Origin of the sequence: Paenibacillus sp. PsM32, assembly GCF_030433815.1 — a bacterium.
Classification (GTDB): domain Bacteria; phylum Bacillota; class Bacilli; order Paenibacillales; family Paenibacillaceae; genus Saccharibacillus; species Saccharibacillus kyungheensis.
This window is the reverse complement of sequence record NZ_JARUWY010000005.1, coordinates 47,439-67,929: the sequence shown is the minus strand read 5'-3', so window position 1 is coordinate 67,929 and position 20,491 is coordinate 47,439. Positions and strand designations below refer to the sequence as shown.

At 39.3% G+C, this 20,491-nt stretch carries 17 protein-coding genes and 1 pseudogene; 7 read left to right on the top strand and 11 right to left on the bottom strand.

The window, feature by feature from the left end; translation table 11 throughout:
- Window positions 1-186: 186 nt before the first annotated feature.
- From QCD85_RS11905 to galE, 5 genes are all read right to left on the bottom strand, one after another.
- Window positions 187-1,824: a flotillin family protein gene (locus QCD85_RS11905; RefSeq protein WP_301262736.1), complete on the bottom strand. Its 1,638-nt coding sequence runs from the start codon at window positions 1,822-1,824 to the stop codon at window positions 187-189.
- A gap of 75 nt (window positions 1,825-1,899) precedes the next feature.
- On the bottom strand, window positions 1,900-2,421 hold the full coding sequence (locus tag QCD85_RS11900) for a protease (protein ID WP_274172079.1): 522 nt from the start codon (window positions 2,419-2,421) through the stop codon (window positions 1,900-1,902).
- A gap of 209 nt (window positions 2,422-2,630) precedes the next feature.
- Window positions 2,631-3,794: an iron-containing alcohol dehydrogenase gene (locus QCD85_RS11895; protein WP_301262735.1), complete on the bottom strand. Its 1,164-nt coding sequence runs from the start codon at window positions 3,792-3,794 to the stop codon at window positions 2,631-2,633.
- Between the two features lie 286 nt (window positions 3,795-4,080).
- Complete coding sequence (locus QCD85_RS11890) at window positions 4,081-5,688, bottom strand: UDP-glucose--hexose-1-phosphate uridylyltransferase (protein ID WP_301262734.1); 1,608 nt, start codon at window positions 5,686-5,688, stop codon at window positions 4,081-4,083.
- Window positions 5,681-6,673: a UDP-glucose 4-epimerase GalE gene (gene galE, locus QCD85_RS11885; RefSeq protein WP_301262733.1), complete on the bottom strand. Its 993-nt coding sequence runs from the start codon at window positions 6,671-6,673 to the stop codon at window positions 5,681-5,683. Before galE ends, QCD85_RS11890 begins: the two co-directional genes overlap by 8 nt.
- Before the next feature lie 385 nt (window positions 6,674-7,058).
- Here galE and QCD85_RS11880 point away from each other — a divergent pair, with 385 nt between their 5' ends.
- The 3 genes from QCD85_RS11880 to QCD85_RS11870 all read left to right on the top strand — a co-directional run bounded on the left by QCD85_RS11880 (window position 7,059) and on the right by QCD85_RS11870 (window position 9,887).
- A complete protein-coding gene (locus tag QCD85_RS11880) occupies window positions 7,059-7,922 on the top strand; it encodes an AraC family transcriptional regulator (protein ID WP_274172076.1) in 864 nt (287 codons plus the stop codon).
- Between the two features lie 79 nt (window positions 7,923-8,001).
- Complete coding sequence (locus QCD85_RS11875; RefSeq protein WP_301262732.1) at window positions 8,002-8,475, top strand: MarR family transcriptional regulator; 474 nt, start codon at window positions 8,002-8,004, stop codon at window positions 8,473-8,475.
- Between the two features lie 164 nt (window positions 8,476-8,639).
- Window positions 8,640-9,887, top strand: coding sequence for an MFS transporter (locus QCD85_RS11870; protein ID WP_301262731.1), 1,248 nt, complete (start codon window positions 8,640-8,642; stop codon window positions 9,885-9,887).
- A gap of 75 nt (window positions 9,888-9,962) precedes the next feature.
- On the opposite strand, the gene mgrA is transcribed toward QCD85_RS11870, so the two are convergent.
- From mgrA to QCD85_RS11840, 6 genes are all read right to left on the bottom strand, one after another.
- Entirely contained in the window at window positions 9,963-10,967 is a 1,005-nt protein-coding gene (gene mgrA, locus QCD85_RS11865) for an L-glyceraldehyde 3-phosphate reductase (protein ID WP_273613326.1), read from the bottom strand.
- A gap of 104 nt (window positions 10,968-11,071) precedes the next feature.
- The gene (locus QCD85_RS11860; protein ID WP_301262730.1) at window positions 11,072-11,806 is read right to left on the bottom strand and encodes an NAD-dependent protein deacylase; all 735 of its coding nucleotides are present in this window, start codon (window positions 11,804-11,806) and stop codon (window positions 11,072-11,074) included.
- A gap of 50 nt (window positions 11,807-11,856) precedes the next feature.
- Window positions 11,857-12,627, bottom strand: coding sequence for an HAD family hydrolase (locus tag QCD85_RS11855; protein WP_301262729.1), 771 nt, complete (start codon window positions 12,625-12,627; stop codon window positions 11,857-11,859).
- 50 nt (window positions 12,628-12,677) lie between these two features.
- A complete protein-coding gene (locus QCD85_RS11850; protein ID WP_273613329.1) occupies window positions 12,678-13,502 on the bottom strand; it encodes an alpha/beta fold hydrolase in 825 nt (274 codons plus the stop codon).
- Between the two features lie 176 nt (window positions 13,503-13,678).
- The gene (locus QCD85_RS11845) at window positions 13,679-14,344 is read right to left on the bottom strand and encodes a bifunctional 2-keto-4-hydroxyglutarate aldolase/2-keto-3-deoxy-6-phosphogluconate aldolase (RefSeq protein ID WP_273613330.1); all 666 of its coding nucleotides are present in this window, start codon (window positions 14,342-14,344) and stop codon (window positions 13,679-13,681) included.
- A 27-nt stretch (window positions 14,345-14,371) separates the two neighbouring features.
- A complete protein-coding gene (locus QCD85_RS11840; protein ID WP_301262728.1) occupies window positions 14,372-15,334 on the bottom strand; it encodes a sugar kinase in 963 nt (320 codons plus the stop codon).
- A 273-nt stretch (window positions 15,335-15,607) separates the two neighbouring features.
- On the opposite strand from QCD85_RS11840, the gene QCD85_RS11835 reads away from it, so the two are divergent.
- From QCD85_RS11835 to QCD85_RS11820, 4 genes and pseudogenes are all read left to right on the top strand, one after another.
- Complete coding sequence (locus QCD85_RS11835) at window positions 15,608-16,672, top strand: acyltransferase family protein (RefSeq protein ID WP_301262727.1); 1,065 nt, start codon at window positions 15,608-15,610, stop codon at window positions 16,670-16,672.
- Window positions 16,673-16,839: 167 nt separating this feature from the next.
- Window positions 16,840-17,079 (top strand): annotated as a pseudogene (locus tag QCD85_RS11830) (KGG domain-containing protein); the annotation flags it as partial.
- Between the two features lie 298 nt (window positions 17,080-17,377).
- Window positions 17,378-19,048 carry a dihydroxy-acid dehydratase gene (ilvD, locus tag QCD85_RS11825; RefSeq protein WP_204824905.1) on the top strand — a complete coding sequence of 557 codons (1,671 nt, stop codon included), beginning with the start codon at window positions 17,378-17,380 and terminating at the stop codon, window positions 19,046-19,048.
- 148 nt (window positions 19,049-19,196) lie between these two features.
- Window positions 19,197-20,321, top strand: coding sequence for an AI-2E family transporter (locus QCD85_RS11820; protein ID WP_274172067.1), 1,125 nt, complete (start codon window positions 19,197-19,199; stop codon window positions 20,319-20,321).
- Window positions 20,322-20,491 lie beyond the last annotated feature (170 nt).

Below are 20,491 nucleotides of genomic sequence, written 5' to 3'. Positions count from 1 at the left end.
GCACCCCTTTTACGATCACCTTCATCCCGTAAAGTTACCAAAAATTCACCATCTAGTCAATACAATCTACTCGTTAGTTATGTATACAAACAAGACGACAAATCCTTGATGAATAAGGATTTGTCGTCTCTGCATCATTGAAAGCAAGTTTGCTTTATAGCATGATTGTTACATATAAATCTTCCATTATCGTTCTTGTTCACTGGAAATTCCGATTCCTGTGGATGTTGTTGCACGATCTTGATCGTGTGAGCTTTGGGTTGGAAGTGCCAATATAGCTTCAGGACGGGCTGTCTGTTGGGTATGGTTATTTGCATTTACGCCAGCCGTAGTGTTAGAAGTACTAGGTTGAGCTTGCTGAGATTTGCCACCTGCAAATCCTTTAATTAATTCTTCTATATCGAGTCCCGATACACTTTTCAGCATTTCTGGAGCGGTCGCCATCAGTTCTGTCACATAGTTACTAACTCTTGTTGCTCCGCCGCCTTCGCCTTTACCTGTATCAACAACTGTTAATTTATCAATCGCACTGATTGGTTCTGCAATTTTACCTGCTAATTCAGGTAGCATTTTGGCAACTAGATCAAGTATAGCGGCTTGTCCATAATTTTCGAATGCTTCTGCTAATTTCTGCTTCGCTTCGGCTTCGGCGAGACCGCGTAGACGAATCACTTCAGCTTCAGCTGTACCTTTAGCACGTTCAGCATCGGCTTCCGCTTGTCCGGCTAGACGTTGTTGTTCCGCAGACGCTTTGGCTTCTGTTTCTATCGAATATTGATGAGCTTCTGCTTGACGCATTTTACGAGCTTTTTCCGCTTCGGCTGCTTGTTCCACCGAGAAACGATCGGCTTCAGCTTTTTTCTTCACTTCTGCATCATAGTATTTCTCACGTACTGTAATTTCTCGTTCTTGTAGATCTATTTCACGCTCTTTACGAACCAATTCGATCTTCATTTGCTCTTCCATCATAATTTGTTTGGCTTTGGCTTCTTGAATATGATAGGCCTGATCGGCTTCGGCTCTTGCAGTATCTTGATCTTTTTTAAATGAAGCTACTTTTAATTCTTTTTCTTTGGAAGCTTCAGCTATATTGGTATCTCTAAGCAATTCTGCTTTTTGCCCGGCTTCTTCTGCCAGTGCTTTCTGCACCCTAGAATCTCGAACAGCTTCGGCTTCAGCGATTTCTGCATCTCTTTTCACTGCGGCGATTCGAGGTTTACCAAGCGACTCCAGATATCCATGCTTATCGCGTATATCTTTAATTGTAAAGGAGACGATTTGTAGACCCATCTTTTTTAGATCACGAGCAGCGACACTTTGTACTTCTTGCGCAAATCGATCACGATTCCGATACACTTCTTCTACGGTCATCGAACCCATAATCGAACGCAGATGTCCTTCTAATACTTCTTGGGCTTCAGCTTGTAACGCTTGAATGGGCTTACCCATAAATTGTTCTGCTGCTGTAGCCACATCTTCTACAGAACTACCGATTTTGATAATAGCTACTCCATCGGCAAGTACAGGAACGCCTTGCTCAGTATAGACTTCAGGCGTTGTTACATCCAGTTTGTGCGATAACAACGATAGAAATTCAGACTTTTGGAACACAGGTAAAATAAATGCACCACCACCGCGTACAATCTTAATTTTGCGCCCTGCTCCATCATCTGAGATATTACGGCTTCCCAGAAAAGAACCGGTGACCACCATTGCTTCGTCTGTACTTACTGTTTTGTACCTTGCCCAGAATGTAATACCAAGTACGATCAATACTACAATCACAATCGCAGGTACAACAATCATTTCGTTCAAAAATGCCATAATCCTCGCCCCTTTTGGTTTGATATAGGCTTGCTTTGCCAAAAAGCTGTTATACTGCTCTCACACTATTATTCCTTATAATGAATCTTCTAAAAGCGATATACCTAATGTTCCTTCTTTTTCTTCTACGATCACTACCCGCATACCGGCGGCAATAGCACAACGATCGAAACTGTATGCAATATGTAACGTGTTGCCACCTGTAAGCTTAATCATGACCTCACCGTATCCCACTTGAGGAATCGGGATAGTCACTTCTCCTATACGACCAATCATTTCTTGAATCGAATAACTTGTCGATACTTCACTATGTTCCATTGGTTTGACATAGACAAAAAATACAAACATTCCTCCGACAACAGCAATCAAAAGTGCAAGCAGTATAACAGCGAAAGGAGCGAAAGAACTGTAACGTATTAACATGATTCCTGCTCCACCGAACAACGTAACAGCCGCCGCTAAAATAACAGGCTTAAACAGGTCAAATCCAGGCAGATCTATACCGCCTAACACATCACCAAGCAAGTCACCGAATAACAGACTGAACAATGCGTACAAAGCACCGGTGATCAAGCAAATCCAAAATAGCGTTTCCATTTCTGTTCGCTCCTTTCTTTGATTTGACGGAAAAAGGCGATATTCAGCCCTTTTCCACCATTTTTTGGCGTTATACCTATATTTACGTATTGTTGGTAAGGAAAGTTTCAATTTTTTGCGATATAGACAAAAAAAGCTGTTTATTCCTTATCATGACTGACAGGAATAAACAGCTCGAACATGTATGATTGTATTAATAAACGAAGAAATTATAGAGACATGCTATAGATTTTACGCACATCTTCTGCTTCTAGCTTGTTAAAGTTACCAAATGCGCCAAATTTCATCGCTTTGTCTACCATTACATCGATTTGGCTATCATCGATTTCATAATCTGCTAGACGGCTAGGTGCATCGATTGAAGTCCAGAAGTCGCGCAATGCTTGGATACCTTCATTTGCTACTTCTTCATCGCTTTTACCTGTTGGATCTACATTGAATACATTCACTGCTAATTTAGCAAAACGAGCAGGATTCACTTGCAAGTTGTGTTGCATCCAGTTCGGGAACAAGATCGCTAGTCCACCACCATGAGGGATATCATAGACAGCAGATACAGCATGCTCAATATTATGAGTCGCCCAGTCTCCGTTGTAACCCATATTCACTACACCATTCAATGCCATTGTACCTGCGTACATAATTGTTGAACGTAATTCAAAGTTTTGTAGGTCATTGATCAATTTAGGGCCAGCATCAATAACTCCACGTAGAATCGATTCACAGAATCCATCTTGAATATCTGTATTTTTTTCAGCATGGAAATAGTGTTCCAGTACATGAGACATCATATCTACGATACCATAGACTGTTTGATCTTTTGGTAAAGAATATGTGTTTTCTGGATCAAGAATAGAGAATGCTGGGAATGAATACGCACTACCCCAACCTAATTTTTCTTGTGTTTCTGTATTTGTAATTACAGAACCGCTGTTCATTTCTGAACCTGTTGCTGCCATTGTTAATACAGTACCTAGTGGCAATGCATCTGTAGGAGTTGCTTTGCGTTGTGCAAAATCCCACATGTCGCCATCATATTTTGCACCTACAGCAATTGCTTTGGCACAATCCAGTACGCTACCGCCACCAACAGCAAGAATTAGATCAATATTGTTGGATTTGCACAAGTCTACACCTTTGTGTACTGTGCTCAAACGTGGATTCGGTTCTACACCAGCAAGTTCAGTTACATTAGCTCCTGCTTCGTTCAAATAACCGATCACTTTGTCATATAGACCTGCACGTTTGATACTACCGCCACCATATACAAGCAATACGTTTTTACCGTAGTTACCTACTTCTCTTTTCAACTTTTCCAGTTGACCTTTACCAAAAATAAGACGGGTTGGATTATAAAATTCAAATGAATTCATTCAAAATGCCTCCTTGGGATATAACGATTAGTAGATAAAGTTATCCTTCTCTACATATATAAAAACACATCTAACACCTAAACTGTAGGATCACTGTTGTAATAAGTTATAAGTAAGTTACCGTTCCTCAGCCCTTTACAATTATATACCTTATACACATAAAAACAAAGTTTTCCGATCAAACTGCTTTTAACATCAATTTGAAACAATTATATTTATCGAAACCATAAAAAAATCTACTACCTCTTATCATTACCCAGAGATAGTAGATTGACTAGCATATAATTTAACTTTTTAGCACATAATTCATGCGAGTAATAAAACGACGGAACGCTTTGCGTCCTTCATCATTGCGTTTGTATACACCTGCATGCTCTAAAATCTCAGCAAATTTCGTACCGACTTCATCTTGAATCGTTAAAGTCGCTTGATCGTGATCCAGCTCTGTACCATATGCTTCTACCAGATGTTCAATCCATAACAAATGTATGGCTAATGGATGGTCAGGTTGTTGTCTGATCATTTCCAATAAAGCGATATCTCCTGTCAAAATAGAAGCAATCTGATCCAATTCTTCTTTCAATCGACCTGGTAAAATCGCTAAACCCATCACTTCAATCAATCCGATATTCTCCCGCTTCAAATGGTGCATCTCAGGATGAGGATGGAAAATACCATCTGGATATTGTTCATTGGTGCGGTTATTACGCAGTACAAGATCAATCTCATATTGTCCATCACGACGACGAACAATCGGAGTGACTGTATTGTGACGAACCTGTTCTCCATTTTGGATCGTTGATGCTAGAATATCCACTTCAGCGTCACTATATTGTTTCCACGCTTCATAGATATCATTAGCTGAATTCAACAATAAAGAAGAATTGTTCGCACGTAGACGCACTACAGACATCGGCCAGTTGACCAATTCTAAAGTAATATCATCATGAACAGTATGACCATACACTTCTTCTACTGTTGCTTGTTCGATCGGGAATGTATGTCGTCCACCCTGAAAATGATCATGTGTTAGAATCGAACCGCCTACGATCGGCAAATCTGCATTAGAGCCGAGGAAATAATGCGGGAATTCATCGACAAAATCGAGCAAACGACGGAATGTATCTTTTGTTAACTTCATCGGTACATGATCATGATGCAGTACGATACAATGTTCGTTGTAATACACATAAGGTGAATACTGGAACAACCATGATTCTCCATTCAATTGTAGCGGAATCACGCGTAAATTTTGTCTGGCTGGATGATTGATACGTCCGGCATAACCTACATTTTCGCGACACAACTGACATTTTGGATATGATGGTGGAGGCATTAATTTCGCCAAAGCAATTTCGGCTGACGTTTTCTCAGGCTTAGATAGATTGATCGTCATTTCCATTTCACCGTAGGAAGTTGGTTGTTTCCAATATACATTTTTGGAGACACGATCCATCCGAATATAGTTAGAATTGATCGACAATTGATAAAATTCACTTGTTGCCGATTCAATGCCTTCACGATCTAATGTATCGAAAAAATCACCTGTTACTTCAGATGGACGAGCCATCAATAGTCCCATAATTTCTGCGTCCATCAGATCACGGTACGTATCTGTATTTTCAGCTAGTAAGCCGATACTATACGCATAATCGATCAACGTATCTAACATGACTTGAGGTTCTGCTGCTGCTTGTCCTTGAGCGACCATATGAATAGCAGGTACATCTGGATTATAAGGCTCATCGAAATGGAATTGTTTTAACAATAGATTCCGTCCGTAATCGATATCTGCTCCTTTAATCAATCCTTTATCAAATGCGAACTTAATCAGTTCATCTATCGCAAGTAATGCACTGTTTTGTTCTGTTGTACGTTCTACTGGATTACTCATGATCACCATATCCTTGTGGATGAGATTCGTGCCATTGCCATGCACCACTGATAATATCTTCTAATTGATTATAAGAAGGTTTCCAACCTAGTACAGAGCGTGCTTTTTCTGAAGAAGCTACTAATACTGCTGGATCACCACTACGACGTGCTTCAAATTTCACAGGAATATCGCGTCCAGTCACTTTGACTGCTGTCTCAATCACTTGTTTAACCGAGAATCCCTGACCATTACCTAGATTGAATATATTGCTTGCACCATCATTGTTCAAATACTCTACCGATTTGATATGAGCATCTGCTAGATCACTTACATGGATATAATCACGTACACATGTGCCATCTTCTGTTGGATAATCTTCACCGAATACCGAGATAAATTCGCGTTGACCTAGCGCTGTCTGTAGTACCAAAGGAACCAAATGAGATTCTGGACGATGATCTTCTCCAATTTTGCCACTGATATGTGCACCTGCGGCATTGAAGTAACGCAATGCTACATAACGAATACCATGTACTTTATCGAACCAATTCATCATGCGTTCCATCATTAACTTGGTTTCACCGTACACGTTAGCTGGTTCTGTACGATCGCTTTCTTCAATAGGTACTTTTTCCGGTTCGCCATACGTTGCCGCTGTTGAAGAAAATACGATTTTTTTCACGCCTGCTTGTTGCATCGCATCCAGTAGACACATGGCTCCGTAGACATTGTTATCATAATATTTGAAAGGATTCTGCATACTTTCGCCTACCAATGAGCTAGCTGCAAAGTGAATGACTGCTGTAATTTCATTTTCTGCAAAAATACGTGCTAGCAATTCTTTATCACGTAGATCACCTTCATACAATGTACCACCTAACAGTGCTTCACGGTGCCCTGTTAATAAATTATCAATTACCACTACTTCTTCTCCACGCTCTAATAAATCTGCTACCGTATGTGATCCGATATAACCGGCTCCACCTGTTACTAATATTGCCATTTCATTCGCCTCCTAATAGTAGTATATCCGCTGATGTCTAGTGTAACGCTCTTTTGTGAAGAGCATATAAACAACAGATTTGCACAATACATCGATTTGAGAAAAGCTGATACTGATCTATATGTAGATCATAATGAGCAGTATCGATGTGACCTTATGTCTTTAATGACTAATTATGATTATACTGAATAAATATACATTTTGCGCGGTTATATCCAATAAAAGATACTCTTTTCGCCTTTATTTGCTTTAAATAATATGTTTTTGAATCTTTGGCTTGAACTAAGTATACTATATGAATATCATAAGATGTAATGAATAGATGTGTGATCTATATGGACAAATGTGACTTCGGCTGTGGAATAGTAAAAAGGAGTGCTTTGTAATGGCAACCGCCAAAACGTATCAAGTTTCACCTAATCCTATTTTTCATGATCAAGGAGCTTTATATGTATTGTTTGCTGGCGAAAGTCAGACTGCTCCTGATCATCGACTGGGTCCCAAAATATATGATTATTATTTGCTTCACTATATCGAAAGTGGTCATGGACAATTTATTACTGAAGAACGAACGTATCATCTTTCTAAAGGCGATCTATTTTTGATTCATCCGGGTCAACTGGTTAGTTATATTTCAGATCAAGAGCAACCGTGGCATTATCGCTGGCTTGCTTTTGCCGGACAACATGCGACTCCTTTAGTAGAACAGGTAGGATTCACTCTACATGCTCCGATTGCTCGTTCTGGTGATCAAGAACGAATCGGTGCTTATTTGGAACAATTGCTTGTATCATTTGCCAGTCAAAAAGAAAGCTCTGATCTGGCTGCACTGGGATATCTTCATCTTATTTTGGCAGAGGTCAGTGACTTGATGATGCAACAGTCTGTACTTCCTGGCACGCAATCAATGACCCGTCGTATCGTTAAGCAAATGATTCATTATATGTCCAGTCAATATGCTCATCCTGTATCGATTGAAGATATGTGCAATAGTCTCGGTTATAATCGGGCGTATATGTCTCGCATTTTCAAAAAAGAAACAGGCATGACACCTGTAACCTATCTGCTCAAATTACGAATCGATAAAGCTCGCCAATTATTGCGAGAACGTCCAGAGTTATCTACCCAACAGATTGCGGCATCGGTAGGTTTGACAGATGCTCTTTATTTTTCCAAACAGTTTAAACGATTTTATCAAGTGTCCCCTACTGGATATCGAGCTTCTGTTCATCAATACAAACATCAATAACCTAGATAGACGTAGATATGCTCGTGATAGTGATCATAGATATACAGAGACTATCATAACCGGGAGGAGACCATAAGATATGAATAAAAAAGAACAAGTACTGACTGATTTTCGAGACTTATTTAGTAAACTGGTCTGGCTAAATAAGCTTAAAATGGAAAGTACTCTTCATGATTATAAGCCTTCTGAAGTACACTGTATCGAATATATTGGTAACCATGCCGATGCAAATGTCACTAAGATGGCAGAATCTATGTATATGACCAGAGGAGCCATCAGTAAAATCACTAAAAAGCTAATCGACAAACAACTGATCGAAAGCTATCAGAAACCAGATAATAAAAAAGAAATTTATTTCAAACTTACAGCGCAAGGAAGTCAAATCAAACAAGCGCATGATCAATTACATCAAGAATTTGAAGAACGAGATCAAGTCGTATTTGAACAAGTCACCGATGAACAATTTGATCATATGCTTCAATTTATACAACGATACAGTGACCATTTAGATGATGAAATTAAAAAGCTAGATTATAGTCAAAAGTCTGAATAAACAGATACAGTATCAAAATATAAGATCTATCCGAGACAACAACTCTTCTATGAAGAGCAAGTTGTCTTTTTTCTATTTTTATTTTTGTTGACAAGGAAACAAAATAATAATATTATAAATTTGTTTCCTAGGAATCAATATAAAATCATAAGGAGAGATGACTATTGGCTACATCTCATCATGCACAACCTATCGAACCATCTGTAAATAAACATGCTTTACGCTTTGGACTGATTTCTGTATTTCTGTGCGGGCTTGGATTCAGTATTATAACGCCTGTCGTGCCTTTTTTAGTTCAACCGTATGTCCATTCTTCAGCAGAACAAGCGATTATGGTGACACTGTTGATGTCTGTATATGCTCTTTGTGTGTTTCTGGCTGCGCCTGTACTTGGAGCGTTAAGTGATAAATACGGTCGTCGCCCTATTCTGTTATTATGTCTTTTCGGTTCAGCTATCGGATATTTGATTTTTGGTATTGGTGGAGCGTTATGGGTACTGTTTGTAGGGCGAATTATCGAAGGGATCACAGGAGGAAGTATCAGTACGATCTTTGCTTATTTTGCAGACATTATACCTTCACAACAACGAACCAAATATTTTGGATGGTTAGGTGCGATTGTAGGTGTAGCGACTATCATCGGCCCCACATTAGGTGGATTACTCGCTAAATTTGATTATGCATTCCCTTTATACTTTGGAGCTGTTATCACGTTGTTAAATATGTTGTATGGATTCTTTTTTATGCCAGAAAGTCTTGCACAGCAACATCGACAACCAGAGATCACGCTACAAAAGTTAAATCCTTTTTCTCAACTTGCTAGTCTGCTTTCGACGAAATACTTGAGTCGATTATTGATATCTGCTTTTTTACTCTGGATTCCAAATGGATCTTTGCAAGCAATTTTCTCTCAATTGACGATAGATACATTTCAGTGGAAACCGGTATTGATCGGACTGATGTTTTCGATACTTGGTATTCAAGATATTATTTCTCAAGGTCTGATTATGCCCCAACTGTTGAAAAAATACACTGATCAACAAATCGTTACATTTGGTATGATCGCCGAAATTATTGGTTATGGACTGATTGCATTATCAATTGGATTCACATATTATCCTCTTTTTATCGCAGGGCTGTTTGTATTTGGCTGTGGTGATTCTATCTTCGGACCTGCATTTAACGGAATGCTTTCCAAATCTGTCGATGCAAGTGAACAAGGGAGAATTCAAGGAGGAAGTCAATCGATCCAAGCTTTGGCTAGAATGATCGGTCCACTTATTGGAGGTCAATTGTATATTTTACTCGGTCATGCTGCTCCTGCTTGGTTAGGAATTATACTGATTGTATTAGCTATCATGGTTCTGCATAAAGGAGTAAAGACTGTACAGCAAAAAGGCTTTGGAACGTAACTACGTTCTAAAGCCTTTTTAACTTAAAAATGAAAAATAATTATATTATTCTGTTATTCAAACTTCCACTCTACCTTACTTATTTTCGTCTGCTTGCAAAATCGAATCAATACGATCCAATTCAGCTTGAGTAAAATCAAGATTGTTTAGTGCAGCTACATTTTCTTCAATCTGAGAAACACGACTTGCACCGATAAGAGCAGACGTTAATTTGCCTCCACGTAATGCCCATGCTAATGCTAATTGAGCTAGACTTTGCCCACGCTCTGAAGCCACTTCATTGAGAGCTTGTGCTTTGCGAATACTTTCCGGTGTAATCGAATCTTCACTTAAAAAGACAGACGAACCGGCTGCTCGTGAATCTTCAGGTACACCGTTCAGATATTTGCTCGTTAACAATCCTTGTGCTAGCGGACAGAACGCAATACTTCCTGTACCTGTTTCTTCCAACACATCTTGCAAACCATCTTCGATCCAACGATTAACCATAGAATAATTAGGCTGATGAATAGTCAATGGTGTACCTAATTGTTTTAAAATAGAAGCCGCTTCTCGTGTCTGTTCTGCGGAATAACTAGAGATTCCTGCATACAAAGCTTTACCCGAACGTACAGCATAATCTAATGCCATCATCGTTTCTTCTAAAGGAGTCTCTGGATCAAAACGATGAGAGTAGAAAATATCAACATAATCTAGTTTCATCCGTTTAAGACTTTGATCTAGACTGGATAATAAGTTTTTGCGAGAACCCCATTCTCCATAAGGGCCTGGCCACATATAATAACCGGCTTTAGTCGAAATAATCATCTCATCCCGATAAGCCGCAAGGTCTTGCTTCAATACTTGTCCAAATGTTTCTTCTGCCGAACCAGCAGGAGGGCCGTAGTTATTCGCTAGATCAAAATGCGTAATTCCTATATCAAAAGAACGCGTGATCATTTCACGACTGTTCTCATAGACGTTAATTCCGCCAAAATTATGCCACAATCCTAACGAAATCGCTGGTAATTTTAATCCCGAACGACCGCTACGATTGTATTTCATCTCTTCATAACGCTTTTCTGAAGCTACATAGACCACAATAACCCCTACCCTTCTTCAAGCAAAATAGATATATTCACATCTTCCAAATCATAGCGTAAGCGTTACCATTATGCAAATAAATTCATTTCGCTAAACTTATATTAGAGGCGATGTTGTACTTGCTCCATTACACTGCCCATTGGATCGGTAATCAACAAATCAGCATGACGATCATGACCTGTCGGTGAAGCATTCAGTAATACTGTATGTTGACCGCGGAAATAAGAAACCAATCCTGCTGCTGGATACACAGTTAGTGAAGTACCCCCAATTAACAATAAATCCGCTTGAGATAATACCGCCACTGTCTGCTCTAATACAGCTTGATCTAATGATTCTCCGTATAATACAACATCCGGTCTGATTACTCCTTGATCAATAGGACAACGCGGCACTCCTGATTGAGCCAAAACATCTTCTAATGTATATTGTCGCTTACATGTTGTGCAGTAATTACGATGAATAGAACCATGCAATTCCAACACTTTTTGATTACCTGCCATCTGGTGCAGACCGTCTATATTTTGCGTAATAATAGATAATAATTTGCCTTGCTTTTCTAACAAAGCTAATACATGATGTACCGGATTAGGCTTGGCTTGTGGATGGATTAATTTACTACGATAAAATTCAAAAAATAACTCTGTTTCTTTTTCAAAAAAAGAACGGCTTAACATTTCTTCAGGCGAATATCCTCTTTTGCCATTTTCACTATACAATCCTTGTGCCGAGCGAAAATCAGGGATACCACTTTCTGTCGATGTACCTGCTCCACCGAAAAAGACAATTTTCTTTGATTGTTGTATCCATTCTGTTAATTGTTCTATGTTATCCATTATTGTATGCTCCTCTCTATTTCCTTTTATCTATTTGTTGTCATGATTTATTACTTGATTATACTAAGCTGATCATAATGCATAATAATGATATGAGCATCTGGCAGTTCTGTATACGCTGATTGTTCAGAGGAACTGATACCGATACAACAAGGTACACACGCATTCTGCCCCATCTGCATATCTGCATTACTATCGCCGATCATTACTGTCTGAGTCGGTGAAATACCCAAACGTTCACATGCTGTATAGACCAGATCAGGTGCTGGCTTGCTTTGTTGTACTTGATCACTGCCGATAATATGTTCAAAATAATTTTCCAACCCACTCCAACGAAGATGCTTTACCGCTTCAGAAGTCCAATCTGCGGTAATCACTGCAAGTGGAAGCTGTACTGCGCGACATTGTTCTAGAAATGGAAGCAGTCCGGGCAATGGTTGCACCGGACGTTCCTTTTCAATATGTTCTATAGCGATATCACTGAATCGACGAATCTGAGCTATCGCTTGATCCCATGGTGTACCTGTAGCATATAACTGCCATGCTAGTATCGCGGTAGATTCTTCGACAGAAGCCATCGCGAGCGGGCCACAACGGTCATAATCGATCAGATGACCTTCCTGATTATAGCGAGTACCAAATACATGCTCTCGATCTCCTGTAAAAGTATGACCACTTGCTTGCAAATGATTCTCGATCTGGGTCAACATACGTTCAGCCCATGATCCCCATAACTGCATAAAATCAAGCAATGTGCCATCTTTATCAAATAAAAGAGCATCGCAATCCACTTGTTGTGTTCCAATTTGCAAACGTACCATTGGCATTTACCCCTTTAGCTACAGGTATCTAGAACGTTTTATCGAAATTATTACTTTTTGGTGGCAGATTTTGAAGTGGTCGGAATTTCTTTCATCCAGCCAAGAATAGTATTTACCGTCTGCTTACGTTGCTCGTCTGCATCAATTTGAGCAGGAAGATCATCTTTTTGCTCTCCATAGCTACCGAATTGAGCATGATTACCACCTTCAATACTATAATAAACCGTTTGTTGCGGTAAAAAAGCACGTGCCGCTTCATACGTATCTTTTTTGAGTAATCCATCGTTAGAAGCAGTAATTGATAGTACAGGAATATCTGTTTTTTGCAGATTTCCTTTTTGCTCTGGATAAGAAGCTAGGAAAAATACACCGGCTATATGATCCAGATGCGCTGCTGCATAACGAGCTGCAAAAACGCCACCCAATGAATGACCACCAATAACAAATTTTTCATCAGGATGGCGATCAATCACAGCTTGCGCTGCATCGGTTTTGAAAAAAGCAAAATTAAACGGCAATTTCATAATGTATACCGTATGCCCACTTTTAGCTAGATCATGAGCGAACACACTATACGCTTCTGGCTTGACTCTTGCACCCGGATAAAAAATAATGCTATTTCCTTTAGGTTTGGCATTGCTAAATGATATCCATTCTTCTGTATCTTGCACTGCAATCTTGTCAGTTCCAGAGACTAAAGCTTGCTCAGCCTGACTTGTTGGCGTATACGGGGTAAATACATACCATGCCGCCGCTCCTGCTGCAAGAATAAGCACAATAAGAATAACGAGTAGAATTTTACCGATCTTTCCAGCTCGACTGCGCTTACGTGTACTACCATAACTTCCAAATTGATTACGATTCTTTCTAAACATAAATCTGTGAGTCCCCTTCCACATTCATCCTAGCGCTATATAAAGCAACAGCCCGTTTCCTTCGCAGGACAACAGGCTGCTTCTTATGTGATTATATCATGTTAGGGAATCATTGTTTATTTTTAAATAGTCTATCATTTATGCACACGTCTGCATTTCTTATCAAGACTAAACCTTTATTGCTGCTTAGCCTGATAGAAAGCTTCCATGTATTGTTCTGCTTTTTGGCGTACCAGACTGTAATCACCTGTTTTGAGTGCTTCTGTCGTTAGATCTGAACCGATCCCTACAGCGACAGCTCCTGCTTTGACCCATTCTCCTAGATTAGCTAAGGATACACCACCGGTAGGCATAATATTCGCTTGAGGCATCGGTCCTTTTAACGTTTTGATAATAGATGGATCATACAGGTTGCCCGGGAATAATTTGACGATATCGACACCAAGTTCAAGCGCATGTTGGATACCTTCAAGCGTAGTCACCCCTGGTAATACAGGCACACGATATAAGTTGCAGATTTTGACCGTTTCAGGATTCAATGAAGGCCCAACAACAAATTCTGCTCCTGCCATAATTGCAGCGCGTGCTGTCTGTGGTTCTAATACTGTTCCTGCTCCGATAATCGCAAAGTTTTCTGATGCATCTGCTTTCCAGCTATACATGCGACTTAATTTTTCGATGGCTTTTAATGCGCCAGGCACTGTCATTGTAATCTCAATAATTTTGATTCCACCAGCAATCGCTTGTTCTGCCATGGTAAAAACTTGATCTGCTGAATCTCCACGTAGCACAGCTACAACGCCGTTATCGACTATTTTTTGAATTAGTTGTAATTTTTTCATCGGTATATGCTCCTTTAGTTTGTAAGTTTAGCGTTCAATATGAACTTTGTTGTTCAGCTTCGCTTCTACCTGCTCATGAGTCGGTAATGCTTCCCAATCGCCTACAGCTTGGATCACCATAGAACCATTTAGATTACCGAGACGTACAGCTTCAGTCACTTCATACCCGCGTAACAATCCAACGATAAATCCAGCGCAGAATCCATCTCCTGCTCCTACAGTATCTAATACACGTTCTGCTTTGAAATACGGCACTTCTAACTTCTGCCCTTGATCCAACACATAGGTCAAATTAGGTCCGCCTTTGACAATACAGACTGCTGATAATGCATTCAGACGTTCAAAAATCTGTGTTTCATCTTCAGTTTCATACAATAAACTTAGTTCATCCAAACCTGGTAAAAAATAATCACATTGCTCGGCTAAACGCAATAATACAGGACGCGCTTGTTCGATACTCCATAATTTGAGACGCAAATTGGGATCGAAACAGACTTTGACACCTGCATGTCTAGCAATCTCTATCGCTTTCTCTACAGTTGCCAGCCCGGATTCACTAATAGCTGCTGTGATTCCTGTAACATGTAATATTTTAGCTTGACTGATATACTCTGCGTCCAGATCATCTGGAGTCATCCGACTTGCTGCTGAATGTTTGCGATAATAATGAACCGAAGCATGACCGGATACATTTTCTCGTAACATCAACCCTGTCTGTTCTCCTTCTGCTAGCATTGAGCGAGACACATCTACGCCTTCACCACGAATTGCTTTTTGGATCATACGCCCTAACGGATCAGCGCCAAGACGACCGAACCAACCGACTGTATGCCCTAAGCGAGCAATACCAATCGCTAGATTACTTTCAGCACCGCCAAATGATTTGTGTAGATTGGCAGCGTACTCCAGACCACGAGAGTCATCCGCAGTCATCAACCCCATAGACTCACCGAAAGTGACCACTTCCGGGTAAGTATGCTGATTGTTCATTGTTAAGCCTCCTGAGTGCATCGAATATCATGCGTAATATGTAGCTGGTCATATTTACCATTGTCGCAACCGCTTTCTTTGTTGTCAATGACATAGCTTCATCATATATACACAATTTTAACGATAGATACCGTTTTCAATTGTGAATTAAATCACAATATTAAAAAGTTTTTTGTTTTATTTTTAAAGTAACTTATAAATACTACTGAACACACTCTATGTAAGATCACTATGGCGACTGGATAGATCATATATATTTAGGAGGAACAACAGATGAATTCGTCAATAAGAACCCATACCTCTACATTAAATACTATAGGAGAAACGTATTTTTTAAATATACGATTTTTGTTAATTGTATGTGTAGTGGCAGGCAATTTATTAGAGCCACTTATTCAGCAGTCTGTCTGGGCACATACTATCTTTTTATGGATTTTCTCATTTCATATGCCTTTGTTTGTATTGGTAACCGGTTATTTTGCTCGCTTCAATCTACAGGGACCTGCAGGTAGCAAAGTATTACGTCATATTGCTCTTCAATATATATTATTTCAAAGTATCTATTCTCTACTCGATTATACTATTTTTCGTGTTCCTCATATTACTCATTCTTTTTTTGCTCCTTATTTGTTGCTATGGTTTTTGGCAGGTCATATCGTATGGCGTTTGTTGCTCATTTCGCTACGCACTTTTACATTCAAGCAACAACTTATCATCTCTCTAGCACTTGGATTAGGTGTAGGATTACTTCCTGTAGACGGTGTGTGGCTTGCTTTATCACGAACGTTGATTTATTTTCCTTTCTTTATTGTAGGCTATCATATGAATGTAGATAAAATGATGAGTTTCTTCTATAGTTACCGACACTGGATAGCCGTTTTTTCTTTTGCTTTATTAAGCCTAGTGTTTTATATGAATCTTCCGCTTTCGCTTGGATGGTTTTATGGAAATCAGACTTTTGTGCAATTAGGTGTAAATGCAGGTAATGGACTTTTCTATCGGATGTGTATGTACATTCTTCAATGTATCGCTTCGATTGGTTTTCTAGCTATTGTGCCTCTGTATGCGCATTATATAACTGAATTAGGCAGACGAACATTATATGTGTTTTTGTTACATGGTCTTTTAGTCAGAGCTATCGAAACGACAGGAATCTTGCATCATCTGAATACACCTGTAGAAATCATAATCCTTTTGATCTTTGCTGTGCTGGTGGCTGTAGTATTAGCTCAACCGCAGGTCAAATACTGGACTTCAAAATTGGTGGAACCTTCTATTCCTCAACCGTTCTACTCTATGATTCATTATGTTCAAAGACATACTTTATTTCAAAAATAATAACGGTCTATAACAGGGAAAATAAGGATGATTTTCTAACGTAATCTTATATTTTTTTCCAACTCATTCCTAATTTTTCGTTTCACTATAAATGAGACGGGTAAGTAACGGATAAGTATACATGGCGTTCCATGCTTACACTTATATGAATAAGGAGTGATTTGGTGATGGCACAGAATAACAACAACGGCAAAATGAGCCGTGAAGAAGCAGGTCGTATGGGTGGCCAGGCAACCTCCAAAAAACATAACAAACAATTTTATCAACAGATCGGCAAAAAAGGCGGAGAAGCTACTTCTGAGTCTCATGACAAAGAATTTTATCAAGAAATTGGTAAAAAAGGTGGCGAAGCTACTTCCGAATCTCACGACAAAGACTTTTATAGAGAAATAGGTAAAAAAGGCGGCAGTCGTTAATACCATAAAAAGCAGACTTTTCCATTAATGGTGGAATGTCTGCTTTTTTTTCGCATTTCTTTTGCATTTTATTTTGTTTTACTACAGATTTAATATATATTCGCTAGAAAAAAGCTAACACATATGATAGACTCTATAGAAAACTTCCGCGTAATTCGTATCTGTATACTACATTATGCAAGACTTTTTTAGCTTTTACCTTTGGCGTTACAACGCGCTAAAGCTTAAAAGCTTACTATTATATATTTGGGGGGAAATCGACACCATGGTAGTCAACAAGGGCAAAAAAATGCGTTCCGATATGATCAAAAAAGGGTTCGATCGTGCACCACATCGTAGCTTACTTCGTGCCGCTGGCGTTAAAGAAGAAGATTTTGGTAAACCGTTTATCGCGGTATGTAACTCTTATATTGATATCGTACCCGGTCATGTACATTTGCAAGAGTTCGGTAAAATCGTTAAAGAAGCGATCCGTGAAGCAGGCGGCGTTCCGTTTGAATTTAACACCATCGGCGTAGATGATGGTATCGCAATGGGACACATTGGTATGCGTTATTCATTACCAAGTCGTGAAATTATTGCTGATTCACTTGAAACTGTTGTTGCAGCTCACTGGTTTGATGGCATGGTTTGTATTCCAAACTGTGACAAAATAACACCAGGTATGATGATGGGTGCTCTTCGCGTAAACATCCCTACGATGTTTGTTAGCGGTGGACCGATGAAAGCTGGTAAAGACAAAAATGGTCGCTCGATTTCCCTAACATCTGTATTTGAAGGTGTAGGTGCTTATCAAGCTGGTAAGATTGATGATGCAAGTCTACTTGAATTAGAACAATTTGGTTGTCCAACTTGTGGATCTTGTTCAGGAATGTTCACAGCGAACTCGATGAACTGTCTAGCAGAAGCAATGGGTATTGCTTTGCCAGGTAACGGAACTATCCTTGCAGTCTCTGAAGATCGTCGTGATTTTGTTCGTAAATCAGCTACACAATTAATGGAATTGATCAAATTAGACCTTAAACCTCGTGATATCGTAACAAAAGAAGCTTTGGATAATGCTTTTGCTTTGGATATGGCGATGGGTGGTTCTACAAATACAGTTCTTCATACATTGGCACTTGCTCAAGAAGCAGGTATCGATTATCCGATCGAACGTATCAATGAAGTCGCTAACCGCGTACCTCACTTAGCAAAATTAGCTCCAGCTTCTGACTGGCATATCGAAGATGTGCACTTGGCAGGTGGCGTAAGTGCTGTATTGAATGAATTGCTTAAAAAACCAGGCGCTCTACATCCAGATTGTATTACAGTTACAGGTAAAACAATTCGTGAAAATGTAGAAGGTCAAGAAATTCAAAATACAGAAGTTATCCACAAAATTGATAATCCTCACTCTGAGCGTGGCGGTCTAGCCGTATTGTTCGGTAATCTGGCTCCTCAAGGTGCAATTATCAAAGTTGGAGCAGTTGATGCTTCTGTTGGTGGATACCATAAAGGCCCTGCTATCTGCTTCGATTCACAAGATGATGCTCTATACGGTATTGCTAACGGTCATGTTAAAGAAGGTCATGTCGTTGTTATCCGTTATGAAGGTCCTAAAGGTGGCCCTGGTATGCCGGAGATGCTTGCTCCTACTTCTCAAATCGTAGGTATGGGTCTTGGTGCCAAAGTCGGTCTAATCACCGATGGACGCTTCTCAGGAGCTTCTCGTGGTATCAGTATCGGTCATATTTCTCCAGAAGCAGCTGAAGGCGGTCCTATCGCTTTTGTTAATGACGGAGATATTATTGAACTGGATCTGAACGAACGCAAAATCGAACTTCATATCAGTGAAGAAGAATTTGCGGAACGTCGTAAAGGTTGGGTTGAATTTGAACCTAAAGTAAAAACAGGATATCTAGCTCGTTATTCCAAACTTGTAACGAATGCAAGTATGGGCGGAGTTATGAAAATATAGTCTTCTCTCCTTTCTATTATTCAATAGAAAATGATGCACCACTCAAAAGGAACTGTCCTCAGGGGCAGTTCCTTTTTCTGTTGACGTAGATGAAGTCCACTTATAAAATGCTTGTATACTCTGTTAGAAAAGGAGATTTAGTCTGCTTATGCTTCCTTTATACAAAAAATATTGGCGTACTGCTTTTGATATCGGGATTGTCATTTTGACGGTATATCTAGTGTTATTGCTTGCTAGCAAGCTTTATCATATTGCAGCGCCTATCTTTTTATCTTTTATTATTTTTGCTTTAATCGAACCTTTTGCTATGTTTTTAAATCGTCGTGGATTGCCCAAAATGGTCTGTTCAGCAATAGCCGTTCTCACCTTTGTATTATTTCTACTCGGTGCTTTATTTGGAGCAGGATTAATCTTTATTTCTCAATCTGCTCAGATTGCTGATAACTTACCTGAATACGCTAGAATTGTGCAAGGTCATTTTACAAGGCTGACTACACTAATGCATCAAGAGTTAAATACATTACCAGATAATGTTACACAACGGATCAATGAATATTTTGCTATCTTTACAGGGAATCTAGCGATCTGGGGCAAAGCGGCTTTTAATTATGTATTAGGCTGGCTTAGTTCATTTTCTACCTTTATCGCTAACTTTGCTGTAGGTATTATTTTAGCTTTCTTTTTAAGTGCTGAAATTAATCTCTGGCGACGTGTCGCTACCGAACGCACACCGAATACGCTCAAAAAAGCTTATTTCTTTTTGAAAGAACATGTTTTCTATGCGATTGGAGCTTATCTCAAAGCACAATTGATAATGGTGATGATCACTTTTGTATTGGTGTACATAGGATTGCTGATTTTAGGAGTGAATAATGCTTTTTCAATCTCGTTACTCAGTGCAGCATTTGATATTTTGCCCTTACTCGGTATTCCGGTCATTTTTATTCCATGGATTGTGTATCTTTTTGTAGTTGGTGAGACAGGGCTTGCTATCGGATTGATCGTTTTACTGGTCGTGGTGATGTTAACTCGTCAATTGCTTGAACCCAAAATCACAGGTAATTCGATTGGCATTTCCTCTGCTTACTTGATGTTGTCTGCAATGATTATTTCATTATCAATTTTTGGTGTGGTTGGATTGGTGTTATCGCCTATTTTAATTATTTTGTTAAAAGAATTATGGTTACAAGGATATCTACAACGCTGGATTCGACTTCCAAAAGAAGAATTTGAACCGATTACCGAAGATGTCCCTCCTCCACCTGTACAATAGCTATTCATTCAGCAGGCTTGGTGAGTGTAAATGGTGATAACGATATGGTATAGGTATAGATAGCAAAAAGCCGAAAAACCTTTATATACAAAGGTCTTTCGGCTTTTGTTATACATGCTGTAGATAAAATAATGACGTGATAGATACATCTGTACTCACATAAGCGAGTG